Raw genomic sequence first — 26,970 nt, 5'->3', positions numbered from 1 at the left:
GAGGGCGAGGAGCCACGAGTCGGCTTCGAGTTCGAACTGGTCGATCAACGTCGCCGACTGAGTGGCCAAGAGAGAACCGCAGCGAGGTTGCCCGCATCCGACCGAAGAGTGAGGTTCTCGGCCGTCGGGGCGAACTGCTTGACCGGGGCGTTGCGGCTGGTGTCGTGAAAGTGGAAGACGCGGCAACCGCGAAGTAGGTCAAGGGCTGCGCCAGCCTTGCCATGGCTGTCGGCCAAGGCGAACAACCGCGTCTCCCGATGACCGCCGCCTAGTTCTTCGACCGTGGCGGCGGAGTGCTCCAGCACCTCGTACTCGAAGATCAAATTGTCACCGGCGCCCGGCACCAGCGCCGCGCGGTACCCACCGCGTGCGCCGGAGAGGCCCAGCCGGATCCGACGGAGGGCCGAGGCGCGGTTCAGCAGAGCCGACGCGCCGCCGTTCAGTCCGGCGCGGCGGGCTAGCTCCTGGTCCGCGATGCGACCGAGGAGCCCGAGGGCATTGTTGAAGTTGCTCTTACCGGTTCCGTTGGCGCCGACGAACACCGTCACCGCGCCGAGAGTGAGCTCGACGTGCTCTATCGAGGTGTAGCCCTCGATCTCGACCCTGTTGAGCCCGAACCTGGCCATGGCGTCATCCAACCGCAGGTAGCGCCAAGTCAGCGGTCCTCGATCGCGGCGGCCACCGCCAAGACTCGGCGGGCGTTGTCGACGTGGAGGTTTTCGATCATGCGGCCGTCTACGGTCGCCACGCCTCGGCCGGTGGCCTTGGCTTCGTCGAAGGCGTCGATGACCTTTCTGGCCTGGGCTATCTCCTCCTCCGACGGGGCGAAGATGCTGTTGCACGGTTCCAGTTGCCCCGGGTGGATCAGGGTCTTGCCGTCGAAGCCGAACTGGCGGGCCTGGGTGCACTCCTCCGCGAAGCCATCCAGGTCGCGGACGTCGTTGTAGACGCCGTCGAGGATGACTTTGCCTGCGGCGCGGGCACCGAGCAGGGCCATGGACAGGGCGGCCAGGAGGGGGCCGCGGCCGGGGACGTGTTCGGCGTGCAACTCCTTCGCCAAGTCGTTTGTGCCCAGCACCAGTACCGCGAGGCGGTCCGAGGCCGAGGCGATCTCGAAGGTGCGCAGCATCGCCAACGGTGTCTCGACCATCGCCCAGATCGCGGTGTGTGCGGGCGCGCCTGCGGCGACCAAGGCTTCTTCGATGCGCACGACCTGAGCGGCCGAATCGACCTTGGGCACCACTACGGCATCCGGCCCCGCCGCAGCAGCAGCGCGCACGTCCTCGGCGAACCACTCCGTGTCCAACCCGTTGACGCGGATAGTCACTTCCCGCCGCCCGTAGTCGCCGGACGCGACCGCCGCGCAGACCTGTGCGCGCCCGTCCGCCTTCGCGTCCGGGGTGACCGAGTCCTCCAGGTCGAGGATCAGCGTGTCGGCGTCCAGGCCCTTCGCCTTCTCCAGGGCGCGGGCGTTGGCGCCCGGCATGTACAGCACGGACCGGCGGGGGCGCAGGTCAGGCATCGGTGTTCTCCTCGGCTGCGTAGGCACGGGCCAGTTCGGGGTCGCGGGCGGCGAGCGCGTCGGCCAACGACACCACCACGCGGCACTGCTTCACCGTCGCGTCGTCCTGCATCTTGCCGTCGATCATCACCGCCCCCGTACCGTCCCCCATCTCCGCGATGACCCGCCGGGCCCACGCGACCTCCGCCGGGTCGGGCGAGAACACCTTCTTGGCGATGGCGATCTGCTTGGGGTGCAAGCTCCACGCGCCAACGCACCCCAAGAGGAAGGCGTTGCGGAACTGGTCCTCACAGGCCACTACGTCCGCGATGTCACCGAAAGGCCCGTAGTAGGGCAAAATCCCGGCGGTAGCGCAAGCGTCCACCATGCGCGCAACGGTGTAGTGCCACAAATCCTGCTGGTACGTATACCGGCCAACAGTGAAGTCCTCCCCCACCGGATCCGTGCGCACCAGGTACCCCGGGTGCCCGCCACCGACCCGTGTCGTCTTCATCCGACGGCTGGCCGCCAGGTCCGCGGGCCCGAGCGAGATCCCCTGCATCCGGGGGCTCGCCAGCGCGATCTCCTCCACGTTGGCCACGCCCGCTGCGGTCTCCAGCAGCGCGTGCACCAGGATCGGCCGGGTCAGCCCCGCGCGCGCCTCCAGCTGGGCGAGCAGCCGGTCGACGTAGTGGATGTCCGCGGCGCCCTCGACCTTCGGCACCATGATCACGTCGAGCTTGTCGCCGATCTCGGGCACCAGGGTGAGCAGGTCGTCGAGCACCCAGGGCGAGTCGAGGCTGTTGATCCGCGTCCACAGCTGCGCGTCGCCGAAGTCGGTCGCGCGGGCGATGCGGACCAGCCCGTCGCGCGCCTCCTGCTTGCGGTCGGCGCGGATGGCGTCCTCGAGGTTGCCCAGCACGACGTCGCACTGCGCGGCCAGGTCGCCGACCTTCGCGGCCATCTTCGGGTTGCCCGGGTCGAAGAAGTGGATCATCCGCGAGGGCCGGAACGGGATCTCCCGCACCGGTTCCGGCGCCCCCACCGCGAGCGGGCGGAAGAAGTCCTTGGCTGAGCGCATGCGGCCTCCGATCCCTGACGCGGCGTACCGGCCGGTAACCACGTGAGAGTTCTAGTCGACCACGCACCCGAGGGGGCCGCACTGTGGCCCGCGCTACACGATTCGACCCGTCGCGGCCGGGCGCCGGGGGGCATGGCCCGGCCGCGACGGGTGGCGAGGTAACAACGGCCGGGACGCTCGCGCGTCCCGGCCGTCCCCCAGTACCTTGCGCGGCATAGGAGACCGCGGCGCCAACCCCGCCAACAACGATTCGAAACGGCTCGAAACGACCTAGGCTACGGCGGTGATCACCGCCTATCTCGACGCCGCCGCCGTGGGGAATGTCCGGCTGGCGATCTCCCCGGCCATCGAGGCCATCTCCTGGCTGCGGCTGACCGTCGCCGGCCGCACCCACCCGATCTACGGCGACCCCGGCGCCGCGGCCCGCTTCGCGCTGCGCGACCCGGACGTGCGGATGATCGCGGGCACCATGCCCCGCGGCCTGGTCGGCTACATGCCGGACCTGCTCAGCCCCAGCCCCGCCTTCGGCGACCCGGACCGCGCGTGGCTCGACCAGGTCGAGCGCATGGCCGCGACCAGCCCCGAGGACGCCGAGTGGCAGGTCGCCGCGACCGACAACCCGTCAGCGGAGGCCATGGCCGCGGTCGACGACGGCACCTTCGCCCGGCGCGCGGCCGACGCGATGACCCGGTTCTGGTCGGTGGCCATGGCCGACAGCTGGTCCGGCCTGCGCGACCGGTTGCAGGCGGACCTGGTGGAGCGCGCCCGGGTGATGGCGACGGAGGGCGTGGGCACGCTGTTGAGCAGCCTGCACACCAACGTCCGCTGGACCGGCGCCGCGGTGGAGATCACCAAGCCGTACAGCCACCCCATCACCCTCAACGGCCTGGTCTTGTCGCCTGCCGCGCTGTCCTGGCCGACGCTGCTGGTGCAGATGGAGGACCCGGACGACGCGGTGATCAGCTACCCGGCCAACGGGCTGGGTATCCCGGAGAACCCGGACCGCGACGCCGTGGCCCGCCTGATGGGCCCCACCCGCGCCAACCTCCTGCGCGACCTGGACACCCCGCGCAGCACCACGGACCTGAGCAGGCGCCACGGCCTCGCCGCCGCCACCGTGTCGTACCACCTGTCGGTGCTGCACGACTCCGGCCTGGTCACCAAGTCCCGCCACAAGCGCACGGTCCTCTACCAGCGCAACGACCACCACGAAGTCCTGCGCTGACCGACCCGCGGCCCCGGCTCGCGGCCCAACAGGCAACCGCTGTCGGACCGCCCACGCCGCCTGCCTCGCGGCCAATCCGAGGCCCGCTGCCCAACGCCGGTCCAGTCGCGACCACGCTCACCTGGTCGCAACAACACCCGGTCCTTCCCTCGGCTGATCGCAACCACGCTCACCTGATTCCCGCTACAACCAAGCTCAACTTGGTTGCAACGCACCTGGTCAGCCCCACCGCACTGGCTGATCGCGACCTCGCCCGGTCGGCGCCCAGCCACGCCCATCCAGTGGCAACCACGCTCAACTGGTGGCAACCACACCCAGCCGCAACCACGCTCAAACACCTCCGACAGCCCCAACCCAGCCACGCCACCACCTGGTCGAGACCGTGCTCGGTCGGCACCGACAACACACGGTCAGTCGTCACCACGCAGAGCTATTTCGCGTCGTGCTCAGCCGGTTCCTCGCGGTGGAGCCAAGCCCTTCTCGTCGGCGACGCGCTCGGCGGTGTCGCGGTCGTCGACGGCGGCGTTGTGGTCGTGCGGCGCCTCGACGAGGTCGCGGATCGTGCCGACGGCCCGCTTCGCCGCAGCCGCGTTCGGCCTGTCGCGGCGGCAGAACTTCGCCGTCCAGGCCGTCTGTCCACATGCGCCAGGTTTGTCCACAGGCGGGCCGCGACCTCTTCTGCCCGTCCACCGGCCCGACCTAAGATCAAAATTAGGGGTTCCCCCATGCCGGGGACCCCTCGCGGGCGTTGCGGGAAGCGCGGGTCGCGGGGCCGGAGGCACGAGTGTGCCGGGGCCGGGAGCAGCGACGCGCGGGGACGATCGTTGACGGGTGGTGCGGGCCGACTCGGGCTAGCCTGGCCGCGTGGCGGGCGTGAGCAAGATCTTCGTGGCGCAGTTGCTCGGTCTGCCGGTCTTCGGTCCGGACGGCGAGTCCATCGGGCGGATCCGGGACCTGGTGGCGGGCCTGCGCGTGGACGGCGCGCCGCCGCGCGTGCTGGGGATCGTGGTCGAGCTGGCGACCCGGCGGCGGATCTTCGTGCCGATGCTGCGGGTCGCGGCGATCGAGCCGAACGCGATCACCCTGGCCACCGGGTCGGTCAACCTGCGGCACTTCCACCAGCGCCCCAACGAGGTGCTGGTCGTCGGCCAGCTCCTCGACGCCCGCGTGCAGGTCGTCGCCTCTGACGCGCGCGCCGTGGTGGTCGACACCGCCATGGAACCGACCCGGACCCGCGACTGGGTGCTCAACCGGGTCGCGATCCGCGAGCGCACCGGCGGCTGGGGCAGGCGCGGCCCGATCCAGGTGCTGACCTGGTCGGAGATCCGCGCCCCCGGCATCACCGAGCTGACCGGCCAACCCCAGGACGCCCACCAGCTCATCGCCGTCTTCGACACCATGCGCGCCGCCGACGTGGCGACCGCCCTGCAGGACCTGCCCCTCAAGCGCCGCTACGAGGTGGCCGACGCGCTCGACGACGAGCGGCTGGCCGACGTCATCGAGGAACTGCCCGAGGACGACCAGAAGGAACTCCTCGCCCACCTCGACGAGGAGCGCGCCGCCGACGTGCTGGAGGCGATGGACCCCGACGACGCGGCCGACCTGCTGGCCGAGCTGTCGGAGATGGACAAGAACCGCCTGCTGGAGCTGATGGAGCCCGAGGAGTCCGAGCCGGTCAAGCGCCTCCTCGAGTACTCCTACGACACCGCGGGCGGTCTGATGACCCCCGAGCCGATAGTGCTGACCCCGGACGCCCCGATCGCCGAGGCGCTGGCCCGGGTCCGCAACCCCGACCTGACCCCGGCCCTGGCCAGCATGGTCTTCGTCTGCCGACCGCCGACCGCCACCCCGACCGGCCGCTACCTGGGCTGCGTGCACATCCAGCGGCTGCTGCGCGAGCCCCCGTTCGACCTGGTCGCGGGCGCGGTGGACAAGGAGCTGGCCAGCCTGCGCCCGACGGACTCGCTCGTGGCCGTGACCAGGTACTTCGCCACCTACAACCTGGTCTGCGCGCCCGTGGTGGACGACGAGGACCACCTGCTCGGCGCGATCACCGTCGACGACGTGCTCGACCACCTGCTGCCGGACAACTGGCGCGACCGCGACACCGCCGACGAGACCTTCGCGGCCATCGAGACGACCGGGGAGGCGAGGCGCCGTGCCTGAACCCACCACCCGCAGGCGGCTCGACCAGCCGCGCAGGCCCCGCGGCCTGCGCTTCGCCATCGACCCGGACGCCTTCGGCCGGTTCTCCGAGCGGCTGGCCCGGTTCCTGGGCACCGGCAAGTTCCTGTTCTGGCAGACGATGATCGTGGTCGCGTGGATCACGCTCAACCTCGTCGCGGTGAGCCTGCGCTGGGACCCGTACCCGTTCATCCTGCTCAACCTGGCGTTCTCCACCCAGGCCGCGTACGCGGCGCCGCTGATCCTGCTGGCGCAGAACCGGCAGGACGACCGCGACCGGGTGTCCCTGGAGGAGGACCGGGCGCGGGCGGCGCAGACCAAGGCCGACACCGAATACCTGGCCCGGGAACTGGCCGCGCTGCGATTGGCGGTCGGCGAGGTGGCGACCCGCGACTACTTGCGCGGTGAACTGGACAAACTGCGCGGCGACCTGAAGGCGAAACGGCCCAAATCGGGTTCGGCGAAATCCCTGCGCGACGACCCGCGCTGGGACGAGGTCACGAGCTGAATTCGCGCACCCTGAGTCATTGTCACTTGTTGTGTCATTCCCGCCATTCCGACCGCCGGTAGCGCTCCCATTCGTGGACGCTCGTCACCCGTAACGGGGGTGGTATGCGCCGATCAGTCCACGAGTTTGCCGCAGAGGTCGCCGAGGTGGTGCAGCTGGTCGTGGTCGAGCCGCGCCACGAAGTGCCGCACGATGCCCGCCAGGTGCGTCCGGGAGGCGGTGCGCAGCACGTCAAGCCCCCGGTCGGTGAGGGTGGCGACGACGCCGCGACCGTCCCCCGCGACCCGCTCACGGGCCACCATCCCGGCCCGCTCCAGGCGGTCGACCAGGCGGGTGACGCCGGAGCGCGACAACAACACCGCGTCAGCGAGTTCTGCCATTCGCAATTTGCGTTCCGGTGCTTCCGCGAGTTGGACGAGAACGTCGTACCCCCCGAGGGAAAGCCGCTGCTCGGCGACCAGTTCGGTCTCCAACGACCGGGTAATCCTGGCGTGGGCGCGCAGAAACGTGCGCCAGGCGTGCAGTTCTTCTCGGGTGGGCCGGGCGGACTGGTCCGGCAAGGTCAAGGTTCCTCCTTGGGCCCAAACAGGGGGACAATGCTACGGAACCCGAGTGGCGGACCCAACAGCACCCTTACCGCCCTTGACAAATGGGCTGTGCATCGCTGTGGTGAGTGCCATCCACGGCGACCGGGCCGCGTACCCGCCCGTAGCATGGACTCGTGACCACCACCGAACAGGTTCCCGGCGTCGAGGCCGTCCGCAAGGCGCTCGCGGGCGTGCAGGACCCCGAGATCCACAAGCCGATCACCGACCTCGGCATGGTCAAGGACATCGCGGTGCACCCGGACGGGCTGGTCGAGGTCGCCGTCTACCTGACGGTCGCGGGCTGCCCGCTGCGGGACAAGATCACCCGGGACGTGACCGCGGCGGTCGCCGCGCTGCCCGGCGTGCGCACCGTGACGGTGACCCTCGATGTGATGAACGACGAGCAGCGCACCACCCTGCGCAAGACCCTGCGCGGCGACGCGGAGGAACCGCGCATCCCGTTCGCCGAACCCGGCTCACTCACCCGCGTCTACTGCGTCGCCTCCGGCAAGGGCGGCGTCGGCAAGTCCAGCGTCACGGTCAACCTGGCGGTGGCCATGGCCGCGCGCGGGGTGAAGGTCGGCATCGTCGACGCGGACATCTACGGCCACTCGATCCCCCGCATGGTCGGCGCGGGCGACAAGCCGACCAAGGTCGAGAAGATGATCCTCCCGCCGCAGGCCAACGGCGTGAAGGTGATCTCGATCGGCATGTTCACCCCCGGCAACACCCCGGTCGTCTGGCGCGGCCCGATGCTGCACCGCGCGCTCCAGCAGTTCCTGGCGGACGTGTTCTGGGGCGACCTGGACGTCCTGCTGCTCGACCTGCCCCCGGGCACCGGCGACATCGCGATCTCGGTGGCCCAGCTGATCCCGAACGCGGAGATCCTGGTGGTGACCACGCCCCAGCAGGCCGCCGCCGAGGTCGCCGAGCGCGCGGGCGCCATCGCCCTGCAGACCCGCCAGCGGGTGGCGGGCGTCATCGAGAACATGTCGTGGCTGGAACTCCCGGACGGCAGCCGCATGGACGTCTTCGGCGCGGGCGGCGGCCAAGCGGTCGCGGAGTCCCTGTCGCGGGCGGTCGGCTCGGAGGTGCCGCTGCTGGGCCAGGTACCCCTCGACCCCCGCCTCCGCGAAGGCGGCGACGCGGGCGAGCCCCTGGTCAAGTCCCAGCCGGACACGGCGGCGGCCAAGGTCTTGACCGACATCGCGGGCAAGCTCTCCGTCCGCGCCCGCGGCTTGGCGGGTCGCATGCTGTCGGTCTCCCCGGCGGGCCGCTGACCCGATTCTCCGGCGCGCGAGACCGGGCCGAGCACCGGAATTGCTACAGCTGTCGACAAACCGCATGGCCGATCCACTCGCGGCGACGCGTGGTCGCGACACGTGACGCGCACGTTTGACTGTTGCGCGTACGCAACATCAGTGGTGTCATGAACGGGTGTTGCAGATACAGGTGCACACACGGTCAGTTATAGGTGTGAGCACTTTGGCGAGGGAGTGATGACGGTGCCGACACAGGTGGCTACGACCGACCGGGATGTCCTGCTGACCGACGAGCGCGACCAGGCGCAGGCGCAGCGTCTGATGAGTCGGCTCCCCGCGTCGGGTGCCCGATTCACCGCCGTGGTGAACGAGGAAGGCTCCGCGATCTCGGTTCCACGCGAATTGTCGGCCATCATCGCCGAGGTGGTCCGCGCCGTGGCGCAGGGGCACACAGTCACGGTCAGCGCGATGCCGGAGGAACTGACGACCACCGCAGCCGCGCAACTGCTGGGCGTGTCACGACCGACGTTGATGCGCAAGGTCGCCGCGGGCGAGATCCCCTCGCACAAGGTCGGCACTCACACGCGGTTGCGGACTGCCGATGTGTTGCGCGAGCGAGGCGCGCGCCTGCAGCGCCAACGGGAGGCGTTCGACGCGCTGCGCGCACTGGAGGACGAGGACTGATCCGATGACTGTCCGCAGGCCAGGCCACACGGCCAAGCGCATCGGGCCGATGGATAGTCTCCCAGGATGATCGCCACGCGAGTGTTCGTCGACGCGAACGCGCTGTTCTCTCGCACGGTGCGGGATTGGCTCGCCCTGCTGCAGTTGCGATCGGGCGGGGGGATCTACACCGTCTACTGGACCGAGGACGTGCTCGCGGAGACGATCTACAACCTGCGCCGGAAGTACCCCGCCTGGAACGGCGCGAAGATCACCCGGGTCCGCGACCTGATCGCGAAGACCTTCGAGGGAGGCCGGGTTGACGACTTCGTCGTCGACGACTCGTTCCCCGGTACTGACAGCGACGACAGGCACGTGCATGCCGCAGCCCTGGCCTGCCGAGCCGACATCGTCCTGACCTGCGACAACGGCTTTTCTGCCGCGGACCCGGACTCGCTGCCCTACGAGGTCTACCACCCCGACGCCTTCTTCGTACTGGTCGATGACAGCGCGCCCAACCTTGTGCACGACGTGACTCGCGAACAGACCCTGTACTGGGCGAATCGCCAGAACGGACGCGCCGATCTACCGAACAAGCTGATCGCCGCAGGGTGCCCGAACTTCGCTGAACGAGTTCGTCACCACCAGGGACAGCTGACCCTGCCCGTCGCCCCGAGGTAGGCGTCCCCGGCGCACAGGCTTGACCAGAGAGTTGCGGTTGAGTGCCCGGTGCGGCACGCGAAGCACCGAGCGACCGGCGGGGCCTCCGGGCCGGATGGGACCTGCGCGAAGCACCAACAACGCCGGAGCTGGATGTGTCTACGCGAGTAGGTTTTGCCAGTTGCCGGATAAGGCGATGCCCGCCTCCGGGAGAGGCGGGCATCGGAAGATCAGGTCGCGTCCGGGTCTACCGGGGGGCGTTCGCCGGGGGCGAGTTTCGGGGGGTCCGGCGTGGCGGCCGGGGGGGCGGGCGGGACCGGGGGCTGGGGCTGGGACGCGGCGGCGAACCCGTTGGGTTTGATGCCGTTGGTGTCGTCGCCGAAGAGTTGTTTGGCGACTATCTGCTTCGGGTCGAAGTTGCGCAGTTGCTGCAGGTCCTGCAGCGGTTTGCGCAGCTCGTCGAAGTCGTTGCCCAGTTCGCCCTTGAGCTGGTCCCGCGCACCGGTCGCGAACTCGCGCACCTTGCGGATGCTGCGCCCGAGCCAGGCCGCCGCCGAAGGCAGCCGCTCCGGGCCCAGGATGAACAATCCGGCGATGCCGAGCACGAGGATCTCGGCCCAGCCGACGCTTTCGAACACCCTCGCTACCTCCGAACTACGCCTCTGCCATCAGAGTAGCCGGTCAATCCGACCCCAGGGTCACCTGAATGGTGAGCTCACGTCCCTGCCTGGCCAACACCACGGGAACCGACTGCCCCGGCTGGTGCTGGCGCACCGCCACGGTCAGCTCGGCCGCGTTGCGCACGAGGCGGTCCCCCACCTTCCGGATGACGTCACCCTCGACGATGCCCGCCTTGGCCGCGGCGCCGTTGTCGGTGACGTTGACGACCTGGGCGCCCTCGGCGGTCTCCGCGGACACCGACTTGACGTTGGCGCCGAGGTCGGCGTGCTTGACCTGACCGTCGCGGATGATGGCCTCGGCGATCCGCTTGGCGTCGTTGGACGGGATGGCGAACCCGAGGCCGACGCTGCCGGTGTTGCCCGCGCTGCTGCGGATGGCGGAGTTGATGCCGACCAGCGCGCCGGTCGAGTCGACCAGCGGGCCACCGGAGTTGCCCTGGTTGACCGCGGCGTCGGTCTGGATGGCGTCGTAGGTGATCGGGGCCTCGCCGTTGTCGCCGCCCGCCACGACCGGGCGGTGCAGCGCGCTGACGATGCCCTGCGTGACGGTGTCGGTGAGGCCGAGCGGTGAGCCGATGGCCAGCACGGAGTCGCCGACCTGCAGCTCGTCGGAGTTGCCGAACTGCAGCACGGTCGCGTCCGGCACGTCCACCTTGATCACCGCGAGGTCGGTCTTGGCGTCGGTGCCGACCAGCTTGGCGTCGACCCGCCTGCCGTCGGTGAACACCGTGGTGATCTTCGCGGACTGGTCGGCGCGGCCCTCGAGGGTGACCACGTGCCAGTTGGTGACGATGTAGCCCGCGGCGTCGATCATCACACCGGAGCCGGTACCGCCGCCCTGCTGGATCTTGACCTCGATGGACACGACGGCGGGCCGCACGCGCTGCGCGATGTCGGCGACCGACCCGGCGGGGCGCTCCTTGGCCGGTTCGACCGTGGCGAGGGTGACGTCGCTGGTCAGGCTGTCGCCGCCGCGCGCGAGGAACCAGCCGACCAGGCCGCCCGCGGCGCCGATGACCAGCGCGACCAGTCCCAGCACGCCGAGGGCCAGGGGCTTGACGCGCCTGCCGAACAGCACGTCGGTGAGGCTGAGCTGGGTGCCCGCCCCGGTGACCTCGGCCTTCTTCTCGGCCTCGGGCTCGTCGACGGCGGGCGGTCCGATGACGGCACCGGCCGCCGGGTCGCGCCACGGGTCGGGCTCGGGCGACCACAGGGCGTCTTCCTGCTCACCGTCGGGCGCGCGCGAGCCCGGGGGCCGCTGCAGCACGGCCGTCTCCCCGCGCGGCCTGCCGAACGCGCTGACCAGTGCCTCCGGCGTCGGCGGCGCGGACGGCAGCTCGCCGAACGCCGCCCGCCCGGCCGCCGCGGGCGAGAACGCCCCCGCGACCCCGGCGGGCCGTCCGAACGCCGCAGCGGCGGTCGGATCCACCGCGGGCCGTTCCAACGGCCGCGGCCCCACCCGATCGACCCCGGTGGGCGACTGCTCGACCGGCGGTGTGGCCTGACTGGGGTCGATGTTCTGGTTCATCACCATCAACATTGCCAAATGAGCGGTGAAGTGCGCGTGCGAACCCCACCGATTCGCTCACTCGTCCAGGTACATGGCCCTGCCCGCCCACCGGGTGATCATGAGCCGTAGAAGGGGCGGCGGGCCACGCGGGGGAGGTCGAGGTGGAGGTCGATGGCGCACTGCTGCGAGTCGGTGCGGCGGGTGCGGAACTCGATGGCGGCCTGGGGCGGCACGACGACCTCGACGTTCACGGGGACGGTGCTGCTGGGTTTGGTGATCGTGCCATGGGCGGCGACGGAGTCCTCGGCGTCGGGGTCCTCGCCCACGACGGTGATGTCCCACTCCACAACGCTGTCGAGGCAGCCGCCGTTGTCGGCGTGCACGGTGCCCATGAGGACCAACTCGGTGAGGCCGGGGTCGATGCCGGACACGTGGTACAGGTTCCGGCCGCGCCCCCCGGGGTCCAGCACCCAGGAGTAGGAGGGGAACGCGTCCCCGGGACGGGTCTCGACGTGCGCGGCGAGCGAGTTGTCCGGCGCCAACGCCACCGGCGCGGGCACGTCCATGTCGGGGACGAACGCCAGCAGCAGCGGCAGGCCGACCGCGGGGACCAGGCCCACGGCGGCGAGTCGGAGCAGCGATCGCGGTCGCCGGGGCCCGCTGGCACCGACGTTGTCCGGACCCGCACCGCTCGCCTGGTTGTCCGGGTCGGATAACCGGTCTTCCCGGGTCAGGGGGGTTGTCCGGGATCGGGTAGGAGTCCTGGACAACCGCGGCCTGGGGTGTCGTGTCCAGGACGTGGATCGCGGTGTCGAGGGTGCCGCCGCCGTCGAGCAGGAGCCGCTCGACGTGGTCCAGGACGCGGCTGTTCTCGGCCAGCACCGGCTCGACCGGACCGGCGGTCGGGACCAGGGCCTGCTCGACCGGGGCGAGGTCGGCACCGGAGCCGTCCGCCTCGACGCTCAACCGCTCGGCGAGGTGCCCGATCCGGGCGTGCAGCGCGGCGGCGGTGGTCATGGCGCGTTCGACCTCGTCGAGTGCGTGGCCGCGTTGCCGGGTCGCGCGGGTGCGCTGCGCGTCCAGCAGTGCCCGGTGCTCCAGCGCCACGCCGTGCGCGCGCACCGCGCCAGGCACCTCGGGCAGCAGCCGGGCCTGCTCGTCGAGCCGCAGGATGATCACCGCCAGCGCCACCGCGAGCCGCCGGAACCGGTCCTCCTCGCGCTGGGTCAGCTCCACCTGCTCCCGCAACCGGGCGATCACCTCCAGGTGCGGCGCCACTTCCGCGCCCGAGCCCGGCGCGCGGACCGCGGGCCCGGGGACGGCCCGGCGCGCGGGCCGGGTCGGCACGGGGGCGTTGACCCGGGCGCGGACCTGGGTGTCCAGCAGCGTGATCCGCTCGGCGACCGCGCGCACCCCGGCCTGGTCGGTCCGGCCCCGCGCCCACAGCCGCAGGAACGCCAGCACCAGGTCCGGCGGCAACGGGTGCCGCATCTTCATCAGCTCGGACAACCGGCGCGGGTCGATCTCCCCGGACTCGCGCAGCACCTTGTGCGCGCGGGCCTGCGCCGGATCCCGCTCGGCCCACCACACCGCGGCGTCCTTGACCGTGAACCCGGCCTCCTCGCGCAGCCGGTAGAGCAGTCCCACCAGCTCCACCCCGGCCTCACCGAACCGCGCGCGCAACCCCTCGGTGTCGACCGTCGGGGTCCGGCCGCCGGACTTCCTCCTCGGCTGCGGCACCGCTGCCACCTCGCTGTTCGTCGAGCCCGGGCACCACGTTGTCCGGCGCGCACTGGCGGGGAACCGATCATGCCGCCTTCACTGGGCGCCGACCGACCCGGGCGTACATCGCACCGGGCACCCCGACCGCAGGAGCCACCCGTGATCACCGCAGCTCGCCACACCATCGCCGCGCTGGCCCAGCCCCTCACCCCGACGAGCGGCCCGCCCGCCCTCTGGCTGGTGACCGGCTACCTGCTCCTCGCCGCCGGACTGCTGGCCCACGCCACCCACACCGCGCTCACCGCACCCGACCCCACCCACCGCAACGACGCCTACCGGGTCCTCAAGCTGCTCACCGCCTGGACCGGCAGCGGCAGCCTGCTGCTGACCACCGCACTGCACCTGAGCGCGTGATCACCTCGGTGGGCCGCGGCGCGCCTCGCCCGCGGGCGTGGTCCGGACAGCATGAAGGCCACCGCCTCGGGGGCTGGTGGCCTTCACGTGTGGAGAGTGGTCTTGTGGGTTACCGCGCGGCCACCGTGCCGAAGCTCGGGGACGAGGTGAGCAGGCCGGGGGCCGGGGCGCGGAAGCCGACGGGTTGGACGCCGCCGGGTTGCTGCGGCTGCGGGGGGCTCTCCGGGCTCGCGCCGGTCGTGTTGACCAGGGCGAGGGCGCCGAGGACCAGGCCGGACACGACCACACCGGCACCTTGCGCGGCCCGGCGGTTGCGCCTGCCGAGGACGACGCGGCCCTCGCCCAGCTTGGTCGACGAGCCCAGGGGGGCGCTCGTGCCGAACGCGCCGGGGGCGCGGTCGGGGCGCTGGACCGCGACCAGTTGGCCGTCGGCCGTCACGGCCAGGCCGTCCGGGGTGGCGGGCAGCTCGGTCTCCTGCGGGATGGCCCGCAACGAGGCCAGCAGCCCGGCGGGCATGGCCGGGGTGTCGGCGGCGCGGACCGCAGCCCTCGCCTGGCGCTGGGCGCTGATCTCGCCCGCGCACCACGGGCAGTTCACCGCGTGCGCGGCGACCCGGTCGTTGGCGGTGCGGCCCAGCTCGCCGTCGACGAAGGCGACCACGGCGTCGGGCAGCAGGTGCTGCTCACCCAGCCCGAGGGCGCGTTCGAACGTCATGAGACGACCTCCGCGGGTACGTGCTCGGTGCTCATGCCCATGCCTCCTGCGCGGCCAGCGCCCGGCGCCGCTCCAGCGACGCGCGCAGGGCCTGGCGGCCCCGGTGGATCCTGCTGCGCACAGTACCGAGCTTGACCCCGAGGGTCGCGCCGATCTCCTCGTACGACAGTCCCTCGACGTCGCAGAGCACCACGGCGGCCCGGAACTCCGGGGGCAGTTCGTCGAGCGAGGCCTGCAGGTCGGGATCGAGGTGGGTCTCCTCGTAGACCTCTTCCGGGCTGGGCTCGTCGCCCTCGATCCGGTCGGTGTCCTCGGGCAGCCCCTCCATGCGCAGCCGCGAGCGGCGGCGGACCATGTCCAGGAACAGGTTGGTGGTGATCCGGTGCAGCCACCCCTCGAAGGTGCCCGGCTTGTAGGACGCCAGCGAGCGGAACACCCGGATGAAGGTCTCCTGGGTGATGTCCTCGGCGTCGTGCGCGTTGCCGGAGAGGCGGTACGCCAACCGGTAGACCCGGTCGCCGTGCTCGCGCACGACCTCGTCCCAGCTCGGGACGGTCCACTCGGCCGCGTCCAGTTCGACGGGCTTGACCTCGGCGGCGGTCTGCATCGTGGGGATCCGCACCTCCTGCTGGCTGTCCTGCCCACTCACCGGCTCAACGTGCGACTGGCCCGCTGTGTTCCCCAACCTCACCGTGGTCCCCGATCTCCCTGCTTCTCCCCTGTTGGTTACCAAGATGGGGTGCGCCCTTATGGTGACGGTGAGAGGCGGCTGAGATGAGGCTGAGAAAACGTGCGGGGTGACCTTCCGGTCAGGTTCACCCGTTTTGGCCACGTCCGCCGCTAATCTGCGTTCCCGTGGGCGGAGAACCAACCGCGGGCGCGGACCTGCGCGACTACGTCGAGGGCTTCCTCGACGAGGACGACGTGCTCGTCGCCGCGCGCACCCTCGGCCAGCAGCTGGGCTGCGCCCCGGTGAGTCCCGGCTGCGGTGCCGCCCTGCGTTTCCTGGCCGCCGCGCAGCGCGCGAAGGCCGTGGTGGAGATCGGTACGGGAGTCGGGGTCAGCGGCCTGTACCTGCTCCGCGGCATGGCCGCCGACGGTGTGCTGACCTCGATCGACGTGGAGCCCGAGGCCCAAGCCGCGGCCAAGCGCACGTTCCGCCAGGCGGGCATCGCCCCCGGCCGCACCCGGTTGATCATGGGCCGCGCGGGCGACGTGCTGCCCAGGCTGAGCGACGGCGGCTACGACCTGCTCTTCGTGGACGCGACCAAGACCGAGTACCCGACCTACCACGAGCACGGCGTCCGCCTGCTGCGCCCGGGCGGGGTGCTGGCGTTCTACAACGTGCTGTGGCAGGGCAACGTCGCCAACCCCACCAAGCGCGACGCGGAGACCCTGGCCCTGCGCGAGGTGGTCCGGACCATCCAGCAGGACGACCGGCTGGTCCCGCTGCTGCTCCCCCTCGACGAGGGGCTCCTGCTGGCCGCCAAGGTCACCACCTGACGGTCCCGCGGGCGGGCCCGACGGTCGGCGCTGCCAGGATCGACCGGTGGATGATCTCCGTTATGTGCGGTTCCAGGCCGCGGTCGGTACCCCGCGTGGCCGGTTTCCCGGCGTGTTCGGCCTGGTCAACGGCCTCGCGCGGGAAGGCAGGTTGACGGCGGAGCAGGAAGCGTTCCGCCGCGCCAACAACGACTGGTTCGAGGCGAACTTCACCAACCCCAGCACCGTCGACCCGACGGTCTACGACCAGGACCTCCACCCCGGCGCGACCGCGTGGTTCGAGTCTTCGGCCGCGCACCTGGTCGAACGGGTCACGGGCTACCTCTCGATCCTCGACGCGCACGGGGTCGGCTGGGTGCGGCTGGAATCGGCGGACCCGGGCCGGGTCATCTACGAGGACACGGAGCAGGTCGTCGTGGTCGCCCACCCGCACAACCACCTTCAAGATCACCTCGACCGCCCCCACGCGGAGGCCCTCCCACCCGGGGGATCCCCCTCTTCGAGACTATCGCCGCAGGTCGGCGGGGTGGAAGAGGTGTCTGAGAGCTGTGGATGAGATGCGGGCATGTGGATGAGTTGTCCACACAGGCGGAGAGTGTGGGCGGGTCGCCCGGGCAGGCGACAGCGGCGCACGGTCGCGTGAGGCCAAGGGGTGGGCGGGTGGCGGGGTCGGAGGCTCGGGTGATGGCCGGGCTATGAAGCGCGGGTGCCCTTGCCGAGGACGACGATCCCGCTGGTGCTCACCGTGTACTGCTCCCGGTCCGCCGCCAGGTCCACGCCGATCCGGACGCCGTCGTCGACGATGACGTTCTTGTCCAGGATCGCGCGGCGGACCACCGCGCCCTTGCCCACGCGCGCGCCCGGCAGCAGGACGCTCCCCTCGACCACCGCGCCCGTCTCGATCACCACGTCGGCGCTGATCACCGAGTCGGTGACCGTGGCGCCGGAGATGATCGAGCCGGGGCCGACGATCGACTCCGTGGCCGTGCCCGAGTTGACGAACTTCGCCGGGGGCAGCGGGGGCATCGCCGTGCGGATGGGCCATTCCTGGTTGTACAGGTTGAACACCGGGTGCACGGAGACCAGGTCCATGTGCGCGTCGTAGTACGCGTCCAGGGTTCCCACGTCGCGCCAGTAGCCGCGGTCCCGTTCGGTTTCGCCGGGTACGAGGTTGTCCGCGAAGTCGTAGACGTGTGCCGTGCCCTGGTCGACCAGCATAGGGATGATGTCGCCGCCCATGTCGTGCAGGGAGTCGCGGTCGGCGGCGTCGGCGCGCAGTGCGTCGAGCAGGGCGGTGGTGGAGAAGATGTAGTTGCCCATCGACGCGAAGGTGACGTCCGGGTCGTCGGGCACCGACGGCGGGTCGTCCGGCTTCTCGAGGAACCGGGTGATGCGGCCGGAGGCGTCGGAGTCGATGCAGCCGAAGGCGGTGGCCTCGCGGCGCGGGACGCGGATCCCGGCGACGGTCACGCCCGCGCCGGAGTCGACGTGCTGCTCCAGCATCTGGCTGGGGTCCATCCGGTACACGTGGTCGGCGCCGAAGACCGCGATGTGGTCGGGGCGCTCGTCGTAGACCAGGTTCAGGGATTGGTAGATGGCGTCGGCCGATCCGGTGTACCAACGCGGACCTAACCGCTGCTGCGCGGGGACCGGGGTCACGTACTGGCCGAGCACGTTCGACAGCCGCCAGGTCGTGGAGATGTGCCGGTCGAGCGAGTGCGACTTGTACTGCGTCAGCACGCACAGCTTGTGGAAGCCCGCGTTGACCAGGTTGGACAGCACGAAGTCGACCAGCCGGTAGTTGCCCGCGAAGGGGACGGCCGGTTTGGCGCGGTCGGCGGTCAGGGGCCAGAGGCGTTTTCCCTCGCCACCCGCCAACACGATCCCGAGTACGCGCGGCTTCCCCTTCACAGTCCTCATCTAACCGTCCGCGTGGTGGTCCTGCCAGACGTGCTACTCCGTGTGGGCGCTCGTTGCCCGTCCGTTCACCCGACGGCCGCAGCGCGTTACGACTGGCGCGCGGCGACTACCGTGGGCACCGTGCGCATCGGACTGCTGACCCGCGAGTACCCGCCCGAGGTCTACGGAGGGGCGGGGGTGCACGTCGGATACCTGGTGCCGCGCCTGCGCGAGCTGGTCGACGTGGACGTGCACTGCTTCGGCGGGCCGCGCGAGGACGCGACCGCGCACAACTCGGCGCCCGGCTTGGAGCACGCGAACGCCGCGCTGCGCACGCTCTCCGCCGACCTCTCGATCACCGCGGCGACCGGCGACGTGGACCTGGCGCACTCCCACACGTGGTACGCCAACCACGCCGGTCACCTGTCCGGTCTGCTGCACGGGATCCCGCACGTGATCACGGCGCACTCGCTGGAACCCCGCAGGCCGTGGAAGGCCGAGCAGCTCGGCGGCGGGTACCGACTGTCCTCTTGGGTCGAACGCACCGCGTACCTGGCGGCGGACGCGGTCATCGCGGTCAGCGACGGCATGCGCGCCGACGTGCTCGACTGCTACCCCGACCTCGACCCGGCGCGCGTGCACGTGGTGCGCAACGGCATCGACTCCACCGCCTACCGCCCGGTCGCCGAGGTCGACGCGCTGCGCGCGCACGGGATCGACCCCGACCGCCCGACGGTGGTGTTCGTCGGCCGCATCACCCGGCAGAAGGGCGTCGGCCACCTGGTCGCCGCGGCGCACCGGATCGACCCGGGCGCGCAGGTCGTGCTGTGCGCGGGCGCGCCGGACACCCCGGAGATCGCGGAGGAGACGCGGGCCGCGGTCGCGGAGCTGTCGGCGGCGCGGGAGGGCGTGTTCTGGATCCAGCGGATGCTGCCGCAGCACGAGGTGCGGCAGTTGCTGAGTCACGCGACCGTGTTCGTTTGCCCGTCGGTGTACGAGCCGTTGGGTATCGTGAACCTGGAGGCCATGGCCTGCGGGACCGCGGTCGTGGCGTCGGACGTGGGGGGAATACCGGAGGTCGTCGCCGACGGCGAGACGGGCCTGCTGGTGCACTACGACGAGTCGGACGCGGAGCCGTTCCGCGCGGGCTTGGCGGACGCGGTGAACGCCCTGCTGGCCGACCCGGCGCGGGCGGCGGCGATGGGCGCGGCGGGTCGGGCGCGGGCGGAGCGGGAGTTCTCGTGGTCGTCGGTGGCCGAGCGGACGGTCGAGGTCTACCGGTCGGTGTTGGGGTGACCTGGGGAACGCACAAAGGGGGAATCGTGACGTGGGACATGCCTGAGAGAACGGTCAGCGACCAGCGCATACGGTGGGGATGTGCCTCGGCGTAACGGTGTTCGGATTCGCTTCACGCGCTACTCGGTGGCGTCGTTGGTGGCGACCGGCATCAGCCAGTTGGTGCTCTTCGCCCTGTACGGCTGGGGTGGGATGGGCGCGACCGCGGCGAGCGCGGTGGCGTTCGCGGTGGGGGCGGTCCCGCACTTCGTGATGATCCGCTGGTGGGCGTGGGGGCAGCGGGGGCTGCCGAGGCTGACCAGGCAGGTCGTGGGCTACATCGTGGTGACGGTGCTGGGCGGCCTGGTGTCGGTGCTGCTGACGACGCTGGCGGATTGGCTGGTGGCGCCGCTGCTGGCCGACCGCGCGGCCCGCACCCTGGTCCTGAACGTGACGTACGTGCTCAGCGGCCTGCCGGTGTTCGTGGCCAAGTACGCCTTCCTGGACCGCGTCTTCGCCACCGACGAGGACGCCGACCACGCCGTGGTCCTGCGGCAGGGCGAACTCACGGGCTGAACCCCTGGAAAGCGAAAACGATCGGCGGAACAGCGCTCAGCACGGCAACTATCGCGATGATAGTCCCGGGGATTCGTTTCGTGTCGCTATTGGCGAGTCGGTGCACGGTGAATCCGATGAGCACCAGAACGGCGATAACTACGGCCCCCACCACCAAAACAGCAAGACTGTCGAAATGCAGCAACAAGGATATCCTCTGACTTTTTCGTCGATTTCAGCGCAGCAACACGACGCGCCGTTGGTCGCGTGACCAGCCGAAGCCTACGACCACCGGAGCGCACGCGAAAGGGCTACCCCCTGTCAGGGTGACACGACCCCACACCGTCACCCGATCGCGAAATCAGCTTGAACCCGATGAATTCAGCAGCCGCAGCGGCCTGAGCTGACCATTTGCCGGACCGGTCACGCCAGCCGGTCGAACAGCGAATTGCCAGCTTCGAGAGAATCGCCCACGGTGTCATGTCGAAGACCTTCGATCAGTGCATCCACGTCTTGCAAACCCGCTCGCGCAAGCAATTTCTTCTCGTTCGTCACCCACTCGCCCCGGGACGCGAGAATCGCGTGGGCGGTACACATGGCGGCGACGGCCAGGGCACCCGCCGCCTCGGTGACGCCCCCTCGGCGGGCGTAGTCCAGGGTCGCCCGGGCTCTACCGCGCCAGAAGGGCGGTGCGGACTCGCGGAGGGGCTCCGGGTAGTCGATCCGCGGGAGGGTGCCGCGCAGCGGCCGGTTGAGCGCCAGTTCGGCCACGACCAGGTAGCTGGGGATACCCGCCAGGTGGAACATCAGGGGCTCCCAGTGGAACCTCCCCCGCGACGCCTCCGCCACCTCGTGCTCCACCACCGCCAGGTCCCGGTAGTGGACGTCCACGGGCACGCCGTCGATCCGCAGCCAGGCACCGCCGTTGAACACGCCGCCGCCCCAGGCGCCGAGGTCGGAGACCTCTCCCTCCCAGCCGACCGCGCGGAGGTGGGCCGGGTCGAAACCGGAGCGGTAGTAGACGCCCAGATCCCAGTCGCTGTCCGGCCCGTGGGTGCCCCTCGCGCGGGAGCCGCCCAGGGATACCGCCACTACGCCCGGCAGGTCTGCCAAACGGTCAACTACGGGGTCCAGCCACATAAGAGGCAACGTATTCGACCAAGGTGCGGGCGGCGAAGCCTGAGGCCCCTGGTACGACGTCGTCGTACGTGCGGTCGGCGCGGGCCGGGCCTGCGATGTCCAGGTGGGCCCACGGCAGGTCGCCGACGAACTCCCGCAGGAACAGCGCGGCCGTGATCGCTCCCGGGCCGGGCGGGCACTGCCGCACGTCCGCGATGTCGCTGGCCACCTCGGCCGCGTACTGGTCCAGCAGCGGCATCCGCCACCAGGACTCGCCGACGGAGGCGCCCGCGTCGGCCAACCGGGACGCCACCTCGTCGTCGTTGGCGAAGAGGCCGCCGATGCGGACGCCGAGCGAGACCTTCATGGCGCCGGTCAGCGTCGCCGCGTCCACCAGGATGTCCGCGCCCAGGTCACGCGCGTAGACCAGACCGTCCGCGAGGACCATGCGGCCTTCCGCGTCGGTGTTGAGGACCTCGGTTGTTCTACCGCCGTAGTGGCGCACGATGTCGCCCGGGCGGTAGGCGGAGCCGGACACGTGGTTCTCCGCGCACGGCACCAACGCCGTCACGCGGACCGGTAGCGCCAACCGCGCGATGGCCAGGGTGGCGGCGATAACCGCGGCCCCACCGGCCATGTCGGTGCGCATGAGGTGCATGCCCTCGTTGGGCTTGATCGAGATGCCGCCGGTGTCGAAGGTGATGCCCTTGCCGACGAGGGCGATGTGCGGTCCCTCGGCGTCCGGCGGTGACCACGACAGGTGCAGCAGCCGCGGGGGTCGGGAGGAGCCGCCGCCGACCGCGAGCAGGCCGCCGAACCCGTGGTCGGCCAGCCACCGCTCGTCGCGGACGTGGGTGTCCAGGCCCGCGATCCGCCCGGCCGCCTTGGCCGCCGTGCGGGCCAGCCAGGCCGGGTCCTTGACGTTGGACGGGGTGTTGGCCAGGTCGCGGGCGAACGCCGTGGCCAGGTCCAGGGTGCTCGACCGGCGCACCGCCGCCGCGATCCGGTCGCGACGGTCCTTATCGGACACCACGAGCGCGGCGGAGCGCAGGCGCGGCTCGGGCTCCTCCTCGGTCACCCGGTAGCGGTAGCCGCCCAGCCGCAGGCCGCGGGCGAGCAGGGCGGCTTCGTCGGCGGTGGTGTCGTCGGGCAGGTGGACGGCCGCGGTCGCGGACGCCTCCGGGTCGGCGGCCAGACCGGCGTCGATCGCGCGAGCGAGTGCCGCGCCCGCGGTGCGCCAGTGCTCGGGCTTGCCCGCGCCGATGCCGACGACCCAGGCGGTGGCCGAGCCGAGCGGGCCGGGTAGCACCTCGCCCGCCTTGCCGGTGAGCCCGACGGCGTCGACCCAGTCGGGAGTGAGGTCGTCGCCGCCGGGACCGATGAGCGCCGGTCCGGCGCCGTCCGACGTGCGGGTCAGCACGATGGACGCCGCGCCCGCGCGGGCCCTGGCGGGCACGTCCACGTCGGGCAGCGTCGTCGGCAGGGTCGGCACCGGCGTGGACAAGTGTTCCTCCGAGCGGCGTGGTTCTTCTGGGCGGGCCTGCTCAGCCCGCGGCGGACTTGAGCGCGTCGCCGAGGTTGCTGGCCTCCTCCGGTGTCATCTCGACCACCAGCCGCCCACCACCCTCCAGCGGGACGCGCATCACGATGCCCCGGCCCTCCTTGGTCACCTCGAGGGGACCGTCACCGGTCCGGGGCTTCATGGCCGCCATAGCGTGCTCCCTCCGTCATAGCCTGCCCACCCGGGCGGCGAACCGACCGGGTCTGGGACATTCTCCCCTATCCGGCTCCCGGCGGTGAAATCGGAACCGATCATCGCGTGTCGGTGACCGGCCGCGATGCGGGCGCCCGCCCCGTCGGCGGGTGGCGCCGGGACCCGGGGGCCTGACAGACTGACCGGTCGTGCGCGCCCGTTCCGCCCTCTTCGACGTCTTCGGTGGCCACCTGCGTGGACGGGGCGGCTCGGCCAGCATCGCCGCCCTGGTGAAGCTGCTGGAGCCGCTGGGCTTCGGCGCACCGGCGATCCGGACCGCGGTGTCCAGAATGGTCCGGCAGGGCTGGTTGGCCCCGGTGCGGCTGGCCGAGGGTCCCGGGTACGCGCTGACCGCCCGCGCCGAGCGCAGGCTGGACGAGGCGGCGGCCCGCATCTACCGCACCGCGCGGTCCACTTGGGATCACCGGTGGCACGTCGTGGTGCTGGAGGAACTACCCAGCCGGGGTACGCGCGACCGGCTGGCGTCGTCGTTGCGGCTGCTCGGCTACGGCCCGCTCGGCCCGGCGACCTGGGTGGCGCCGCGCCCGTCGGCCGAGCTGGCGGAGGTGTTGGCGGCCGAGGAGGTGGCCGCGCGGACCTTCCACGGCCCGCACGACGGCGCCGACGCGGACCTGGCGGCGCGGGCGTGGGATCTCACCGGTTTGGGTGAGCAGTACCGGGAGTTCGTCGACACCTGGGCGCCGCTGCTGTCCGCTGTGGACGACCGCGACCCCGCCGAGTCGTTCGCCGCGGCCCAGCGCCTGCTGCACGCCTGGCGCGGCTTCCTGTTCCACGACCCGGGCCTGCCCCCCGAGCTGCTGCCCGCGGCCTGGCCGGGCGACCGCGCGGCCCGGTTCTTCGACGAGCAAACCGCCCGCCTGGCCCCGGCCGTCGGCGAGTTCCTCGACGACTGCCTCAACCGAGGTGGTAAGCACAAGTCGACGGCTTGACCCGGTTGAGGAGGAACGCGTGGCGCAGGTACTGGCGGTGTCCGACGGCGACGGGGTGCGCACGCTGACCCTCAACCGCCCGGACGCGTTCAACTCCTTGACCGTGGAGCTCAAGGAAGCCCTGCTCACGGCCCTGGTCGAGGCCGCGGCGGACGAGGGTGTGCGGGCCGTGGTGCTCACCGGCGCGGGCAAGGCGTTCTGCGCGGGCCAGGACCTCAAGGAGCACATCGCCCTGCTGCGCGCCGACGACCCGGCCCCGCTGCGGACCGTCGAGGAGCACTACAACCCGATCGTGACGGCCATCACAACCCTGCCGAAGCCGGTCATCGCCGCGGTCAACGGCATGGCGGCGGGCGCGGGCGCGTCCTTCGCGTACGCATGCGACCTCCGCGTCGCCGCCGACTCGGCCCGGTTCCTGATGGCCTTCGCGGGCGTGGGCCTGACGGCCGACTCGGGTGCGTCCTGGACCCTGCCGAGGCTGATCGGGTACGGGCGGGCGATGGAGATGATGCTGCTGGGCAAGCCGGTCGACGCGGCGGAGGCGCTGCGGATCGGGATGGTCAACCAGGTCGTCCCGGCGGCGGAAGTCCTCCCCGCGGCCCTCGCGCTGGCGACCCGGATGGCGGCGGGACCGACGACGGCGTACGCCAAGATCAAGGAAGCCCTGCTCGCGAGCGCGGGCGGCCCCTTGGCGGATGGTTTGGCCGTCGAGGGGCGGACGCAGGGCGAGGCGGGCGCGTCGGCGGACCACCGGGAGGGCGTGGAGGCCTTCGTCGCCAAGCGCACCCCGAACTTCACGGGCCGCTGACCCGCTATTCAAGATCACCCCCGGCCGCCCGGCGAACGGACCCCACCCGCCCGGGGGCAGGCCCTTGATTCGACCCTATCGCCGCAGTTCAGGGCTTCGGAAGCGGTTCGAGGAACCTGTGGACAGTGTGCTGGTATGTGGATAGGTCGACCAGGACCGGGTTATCCACAGGCTTGATCATCTTCGCCGGGAACCGTCGGTGCCCGCCGGTAGAATGGACACCGGGGGCCGGAGGTGTGACCAGACCAGCCCGCGCGGCATCCACCTAGGCCGGAGGTGCTGGAAGCGGCCGAGCGGGCCAGCGCGTCTTGTGCCCCGTGGACACGCGAACCGCACCCCCAGGGGCGCGGCGGGGGTGTGCCGTGGCCAGTGCGGCGAGGGCGGCGCGCGCTCGGGTCAGGCGGCGCGCCAGCAGGTGGCGATGTGGTCGTCGACCATGCCCGTGGCCTGCATCAGGGCGTAGCAGGTCGTGGGGCCGACGAAGGCGAAGCCGCGGCGTTTGAGTTCTTTGGCCATGGCCTTGGACTCGGGGGTCACGGCGGGGACGTCGGCCATCGTCCGCGGGCGGGGGGTGGGGTCGGCGGGGGCGAACGTCCACAGGAGTTCGTCCAGCGGGCGGTCCAGTTCGGCCACCGCGCGGGCGTTGCGGATGGTGGCGTTGATCTTGGCGCGGTTGCGGACGATGCCCGCGTCGGCCATCAGGCGTTCGACGTCTTGGTCGTCGAACAACGCGATCTTCTCGGGGATGAAGCCCGCGAACGCCGACCGGAACGACTCGCGCTTGCGGAGGATGGTGATCCAGGACAGTCCGGACTGGAACGCCTCGAGGCTGACGCGTTCGAACAGTTCGTTCTGCCCGTGCAGCGGAACGCCCCACTCCTCGTCGTGGTAGCGGATGTACTCGGGGGTGCTGTCGCCCCAGGCGCAGCGGGGGCGGTCGGTCACGCGAGGGCCTCCGCGCGCGCGGCGAGGCGGCGCAACGACTCGCGCAGGCCGAGCCGGAACGCCGGGCCGAGCACCAGCCAGCCGAGGTCACCGAGCCTGCCCAGCGGCGGACGCAGGGTTTCGCGCCAGACGAAGGTGGACGCGGCGGCGCCCCGGTCGACGACCTCGAACACGCCCGTGCCGCGCACAACCCGGCCGGTGTGCCGCACCACGCAGCGGTGCGGCGGCTCCCACGCGGTGATCTGCATGTGGTCAGTGAACCCCAGGGGTCCGACACCGGTGAACGCGGCGAGGGTCGAGCCGACGGCCTGGCCGTCGCCGCCCGTCACCCGCACCGACGTGCCGAGCATCCACTCGCCCTGGCTCGCCCAGTCGGTCACCGCCGCCCAGGTCACCGCGGCTGCGGCGGCCACGTCGACCTGCTCCACGACGTGGATCACCGCGGTTCGTCCACCGGGGTCCGCTCGCCCTCCAGCTCGGCGACCCGGGCGCGCAGCCGGTCGAGTTCGCCGCCGACCTGGCGCAGCACCCAGTCGACCTCGGTCATCCGGTAGCCGCGCAGCACCAGCTGGAAGCGGACCTTCCGCACGTCGTCACCGGTGACGTCCGCCGACGGGAGCCGGGTCGGCGACGCGCCGGGCGGCAGGGCGGGCAGGTCCTCGCCCCGGCCGAACACCAGCGACGCCAGCAGGAACACCACGGCCGCCACGAGCACCATGACGACGAGGTAGATGAGCACGGTGGTCACCGGCAGATGGTGTCATGCCCCACCCGGTCGGCGCACCGCCCGCGGTGGGGAAAAACGGTTGCCGGTGGCGGCGGGTTGACCAGAATTCACCGGCATGGGCGCAACCACGGTCCGACGGGCCGCTCGCGAAGACTGGGCCGACCTGCGCGATGTCCGGCTGGCGGCGCTCACCGAGGCGCCGTACGCGTTCGCCTCGAACCTGGCCCGCGAGGTCGACCGACCAGACGCGCACTGGCAGGACTGGCCGGACAAGCACGCGGTCTTCCTGGCCTACGACCCCGACGGCCGACCGGTGGGGCTCGCGGCGGGCATCCCGGGCGACGTGGCGGACCTGATCTCGGTGTGGACCCACCCGGACCACCGGGGCACGGACCTGTCGACCACGCTCATCACGGCGCTGATCGAGTGGGCGCGGGCGGACGGCGCGTCCCGGATCAACGCGTGGGTCGTGGAGAACAACGAGAGGGCCATGGCGTTCTACGTGCGGCTGGGGTTCGCCAAGACGGGTGCGGAGATGGCGTACCCGAACGACCCGTCGCTGACTGAGTACGAGCTGACGAAGGTGCTCTAGACCGCGTTCCCGCGCCAACGCGCGTCCCGGCGTCGAGGGACACGCCCGCCCCGCGTCCGCGCACAGCCGGACCGCTGCACTGCCGCACCACCGCGCTGCCGGGCTGCCGGACTGCCGGACTGCCGGACCGTC

The 26,970-nt window shown here is 71.4% G+C and carries 32 protein-coding genes; 14 read left to right on the top strand and 18 right to left on the bottom strand.

The window, feature by feature from the left end:
• Positions 1-44: 44 nt before the first annotated feature.
• The 3 genes from V5P93_RS05035 to V5P93_RS05025 are packed head-to-tail and all read right to left on the bottom strand — an operon-like array spanning position 45 to position 2,582.
• Positions 45-626, bottom strand: coding sequence for an AAA family ATPase (locus tag V5P93_RS05035; protein ID WP_146107915.1), 582 nt, complete (start codon positions 624-626; stop codon positions 45-47).
• Positions 627-655: 29 nt separating this feature from the next.
• Positions 656-1,522 (bottom strand): CoA ester lyase, encoded by an 867-nt coding sequence (locus V5P93_RS05030; protein WP_181043306.1) that lies wholly within the window; start codon positions 1,520-1,522, stop codon positions 656-658.
• The gene (locus V5P93_RS05025) at positions 1,515-2,582 is read right to left on the bottom strand and encodes a CoA ester lyase (RefSeq protein WP_104476875.1); all 1,068 of its coding nucleotides are present in this window, start codon (positions 2,580-2,582) and stop codon (positions 1,515-1,517) included. Before V5P93_RS05025 ends, V5P93_RS05030 begins: the two co-directional genes overlap by 8 nt.
• A gap of 283 nt (positions 2,583-2,865) precedes the next feature.
• On the opposite strand from V5P93_RS05025, the gene V5P93_RS05020 reads away from it, so the two are divergent.
• Entirely contained in the window at positions 2,866-3,807 is a 942-nt protein-coding gene (locus tag V5P93_RS05020) for a helix-turn-helix transcriptional regulator (RefSeq protein WP_104476877.1), read from the top strand.
• A gap of 446 nt (positions 3,808-4,253) precedes the next feature.
• On the opposite strand, the gene V5P93_RS05015 is transcribed toward V5P93_RS05020, so the two are convergent.
• Positions 4,254-4,466, bottom strand: coding sequence for a hypothetical protein (locus V5P93_RS05015; protein ID WP_104476879.1), 213 nt, complete (start codon positions 4,464-4,466; stop codon positions 4,254-4,256).
• A 205-nt stretch (positions 4,467-4,671) separates the two neighbouring features.
• On the opposite strand from V5P93_RS05015, the gene V5P93_RS05010 reads away from it, so the two are divergent.
• On the top strand, positions 4,672-5,973 hold the full coding sequence (locus V5P93_RS05010) for a magnesium transporter MgtE N-terminal domain-containing protein (RefSeq protein ID WP_104476881.1): 1,302 nt from the start codon (positions 4,672-4,674) through the stop codon (positions 5,971-5,973).
• Positions 5,966-6,499: a DUF1003 domain-containing protein gene (locus V5P93_RS05005; protein ID WP_104476883.1), complete on the top strand. Its 534-nt coding sequence runs from the start codon at positions 5,966-5,968 to the stop codon at positions 6,497-6,499. The genes V5P93_RS05010 and V5P93_RS05005 overlap by 8 nt, the downstream gene beginning before the upstream one ends.
• A gap of 113 nt (positions 6,500-6,612) precedes the next feature.
• Here the strand turns inward: V5P93_RS05005 and V5P93_RS05000 are convergent, their stop codons facing one another.
• The gene (locus V5P93_RS05000) at positions 6,613-7,065 is read right to left on the bottom strand and encodes a MarR family winged helix-turn-helix transcriptional regulator (RefSeq protein WP_104476885.1); all 453 of its coding nucleotides are present in this window, start codon (positions 7,063-7,065) and stop codon (positions 6,613-6,615) included.
• A 155-nt stretch (positions 7,066-7,220) separates the two neighbouring features.
• Between V5P93_RS05000 and V5P93_RS04995 the strand changes: the two genes are divergently transcribed.
• The 3 genes from V5P93_RS04995 (at position 7,221) to V5P93_RS04985 (ending at position 9,692) form a co-directional block, all read left to right on the top strand.
• Positions 7,221-8,366, top strand: coding sequence for an Mrp/NBP35 family ATP-binding protein (locus V5P93_RS04995; protein WP_104476887.1), 1,146 nt, complete (start codon positions 7,221-7,223; stop codon positions 8,364-8,366).
• Between the two features lie 219 nt (positions 8,367-8,585).
• Entirely contained in the window at positions 8,586-9,032 is a 447-nt protein-coding gene (locus V5P93_RS04990; RefSeq protein ID WP_104476889.1) for a helix-turn-helix domain-containing protein, read from the top strand.
• 66 nt (positions 9,033-9,098) lie between these two features.
• Positions 9,099-9,692: a PIN domain-containing protein gene (locus tag V5P93_RS04985; protein WP_104476891.1), complete on the top strand. Its 594-nt coding sequence runs from the start codon at positions 9,099-9,101 to the stop codon at positions 9,690-9,692.
• Positions 9,693-9,901: 209 nt separating this feature from the next.
• Here the strand turns inward: V5P93_RS04985 and tatB are convergent, their stop codons facing one another.
• The 3 genes from tatB to V5P93_RS04970 all read right to left on the bottom strand — a co-directional run bounded on the left by tatB (position 9,902) and on the right by V5P93_RS04970 (position 12,481).
• Positions 9,902-10,309, bottom strand: coding sequence for a Sec-independent protein translocase protein TatB (tatB, locus tag V5P93_RS04980; RefSeq protein ID WP_104476893.1), 408 nt, complete (start codon positions 10,307-10,309; stop codon positions 9,902-9,904).
• A 43-nt stretch (positions 10,310-10,352) separates the two neighbouring features.
• Positions 10,353-11,879 (bottom strand): S1C family serine protease, encoded by a 1,527-nt coding sequence (locus tag V5P93_RS04975; RefSeq protein ID WP_104477743.1) that lies wholly within the window; start codon positions 11,877-11,879, stop codon positions 10,353-10,355.
• A 98-nt stretch (positions 11,880-11,977) separates the two neighbouring features.
• Positions 11,978-12,481 (bottom strand): hypothetical protein, encoded by a 504-nt coding sequence (locus V5P93_RS04970; protein WP_104476895.1) that lies wholly within the window; start codon positions 12,479-12,481, stop codon positions 11,978-11,980.
• Between the two features lie 178 nt (positions 12,482-12,659).
• Between V5P93_RS04970 and V5P93_RS04965 the strand changes: the two genes are divergently transcribed.
• A complete protein-coding gene (locus tag V5P93_RS04965; RefSeq protein ID WP_146107916.1) occupies positions 12,660-13,997 on the top strand; it encodes a hypothetical protein in 1,338 nt (445 codons plus the stop codon).
• A gap of 109 nt (positions 13,998-14,106) precedes the next feature.
• Here the strand turns inward: V5P93_RS04965 and V5P93_RS04960 are convergent, their stop codons facing one another.
• Both V5P93_RS04960 and sigE read right to left on the bottom strand, forming a co-directional pair.
• Entirely contained in the window at positions 14,107-14,712 is a 606-nt protein-coding gene (locus V5P93_RS04960) for an anti-sigma factor (RefSeq protein WP_104476900.1), read from the bottom strand.
• A gap of 31 nt (positions 14,713-14,743) precedes the next feature.
• On the bottom strand, positions 14,744-15,319 hold the full coding sequence (sigE, locus tag V5P93_RS04955) for an RNA polymerase sigma factor SigE (protein ID WP_104477745.1): 576 nt from the start codon (positions 15,317-15,319) through the stop codon (positions 14,744-14,746).
• Positions 15,320-15,567: 248 nt separating this feature from the next.
• On the opposite strand from sigE, the gene V5P93_RS04950 reads away from it, so the two are divergent.
• Together V5P93_RS04950 and V5P93_RS04945 are read left to right on the top strand one after the other, a co-directional pair.
• Entirely contained in the window at positions 15,568-16,215 is a 648-nt protein-coding gene (locus tag V5P93_RS04950) for an O-methyltransferase (protein WP_104476902.1), read from the top strand.
• Positions 16,216-16,261: 46 nt separating this feature from the next.
• Positions 16,262-16,771, top strand: a complete 510-nt coding sequence (locus V5P93_RS04945) for a hypothetical protein (protein ID WP_245931029.1) — start codon at positions 16,262-16,264, stop codon at positions 16,769-16,771.
• Positions 16,772-16,908: 137 nt separating this feature from the next.
• Here the strand turns inward: V5P93_RS04945 and glgC are convergent, their stop codons facing one another.
• Positions 16,909-18,135: a glucose-1-phosphate adenylyltransferase gene (gene glgC / locus V5P93_RS04940; RefSeq protein ID WP_219823910.1), complete on the bottom strand. Its 1,227-nt coding sequence runs from the start codon at positions 18,133-18,135 to the stop codon at positions 16,909-16,911.
• A gap of 120 nt (positions 18,136-18,255) precedes the next feature.
• Between glgC and glgA the strand changes: the two genes are divergently transcribed.
• Positions 18,256-19,410, top strand: a complete 1,155-nt coding sequence (glgA, locus tag V5P93_RS04935; protein ID WP_104477747.1) for a glycogen synthase — start codon at positions 18,256-18,258, stop codon at positions 19,408-19,410.
• 81 nt (positions 19,411-19,491) lie between these two features.
• On the top strand, positions 19,492-19,965 hold the full coding sequence (locus tag V5P93_RS04930; protein ID WP_374065387.1) for a GtrA family protein: 474 nt from the start codon (positions 19,492-19,494) through the stop codon (positions 19,963-19,965).
• Here V5P93_RS04930 and V5P93_RS04925 read toward each other — a convergent pair.
• The 4 genes from V5P93_RS04925 to V5P93_RS04910 form a co-directional block, all read right to left on the bottom strand.
• Entirely contained in the window at positions 19,955-20,149 is a 195-nt protein-coding gene (locus tag V5P93_RS04925) for a hypothetical protein (RefSeq protein ID WP_146107917.1), read from the bottom strand. The two genes, V5P93_RS04930 and V5P93_RS04925, sit on opposite strands and share 11 nt — an antisense overlap.
• Positions 20,150-20,367: 218 nt before the next feature.
• The gene (locus V5P93_RS04920) at positions 20,368-21,084 is read right to left on the bottom strand and encodes a nucleotidyltransferase domain-containing protein (protein WP_104476910.1); all 717 of its coding nucleotides are present in this window, start codon (positions 21,082-21,084) and stop codon (positions 20,368-20,370) included.
• Positions 21,062-22,567: a leucyl aminopeptidase gene (locus V5P93_RS04915; RefSeq protein ID WP_104476912.1), complete on the bottom strand. Its 1,506-nt coding sequence runs from the start codon at positions 22,565-22,567 to the stop codon at positions 21,062-21,064. Before V5P93_RS04915 ends, V5P93_RS04920 begins: the two co-directional genes overlap by 23 nt.
• A 40-nt stretch (positions 22,568-22,607) precedes the next feature.
• The gene (locus V5P93_RS04910) at positions 22,608-22,775 is read right to left on the bottom strand and encodes a DUF3117 domain-containing protein (RefSeq protein ID WP_018684035.1); all 168 of its coding nucleotides are present in this window, start codon (positions 22,773-22,775) and stop codon (positions 22,608-22,610) included.
• 190 nt (positions 22,776-22,965) lie between these two features.
• On the opposite strand from V5P93_RS04910, the gene V5P93_RS04905 reads away from it, so the two are divergent.
• Both V5P93_RS04905 and V5P93_RS04900 read left to right on the top strand, forming a co-directional pair.
• On the top strand, positions 22,966-23,766 hold the full coding sequence (locus V5P93_RS04905) for a PaaX family transcriptional regulator C-terminal domain-containing protein (RefSeq protein ID WP_104476914.1): 801 nt from the start codon (positions 22,966-22,968) through the stop codon (positions 23,764-23,766).
• Between the two features lie 19 nt (positions 23,767-23,785).
• Positions 23,786-24,574, top strand: coding sequence for an enoyl-CoA hydratase-related protein (locus tag V5P93_RS04900; RefSeq protein ID WP_104476916.1), 789 nt, complete (start codon positions 23,786-23,788; stop codon positions 24,572-24,574).
• Between the two features lie 396 nt (positions 24,575-24,970).
• Here V5P93_RS04900 and V5P93_RS04895 read toward each other — a convergent pair whose 3' ends face one another.
• From V5P93_RS04895 to V5P93_RS04885, 3 genes are read right to left on the bottom strand one after another with little or no spacing between them, the layout of a single operon-like run.
• Positions 24,971-25,519 carry a DNA-3-methyladenine glycosylase I gene (locus V5P93_RS04895; protein ID WP_104476919.1) on the bottom strand — a complete coding sequence of 183 codons (549 nt, stop codon included), beginning with the start codon at positions 25,517-25,519 and terminating at the stop codon, positions 24,971-24,973.
• Positions 25,516-25,959 carry an SRPBCC family protein gene (locus tag V5P93_RS04890; protein WP_104476921.1) on the bottom strand — a complete coding sequence of 148 codons (444 nt, stop codon included), beginning with the start codon at positions 25,957-25,959 and terminating at the stop codon, positions 25,516-25,518. The genes V5P93_RS04895 and V5P93_RS04890 overlap by 4 nt, the downstream gene beginning before the upstream one ends.
• On the bottom strand, positions 25,956-26,267 hold the full coding sequence (locus tag V5P93_RS04885) for a DivIVA domain-containing protein (RefSeq protein ID WP_104476922.1): 312 nt from the start codon (positions 26,265-26,267) through the stop codon (positions 25,956-25,958). The genes V5P93_RS04890 and V5P93_RS04885 overlap by 4 nt, the downstream gene beginning before the upstream one ends.
• 94 nt (positions 26,268-26,361) lie before the next feature.
• On the opposite strand from V5P93_RS04885, the gene V5P93_RS04880 reads away from it, so the two are divergent.
• Entirely contained in the window at positions 26,362-26,838 is a 477-nt protein-coding gene (locus V5P93_RS04880; protein WP_104476924.1) for a GNAT family N-acetyltransferase, read from the top strand.
• Positions 26,839-26,970: the final 132 nt, after the last annotated feature.

This window comes from Actinokineospora auranticolor, assembly GCF_041897805.1.
Classification (GTDB): Bacteria; Actinomycetota; Actinomycetes; order Mycobacteriales; family Pseudonocardiaceae; genus Actinokineospora; species Actinokineospora auranticolor.
The sequence above is the reverse complement of the archived record's forward strand: the minus strand, read 5'-3'. Positions and strand labels throughout refer to the sequence as shown.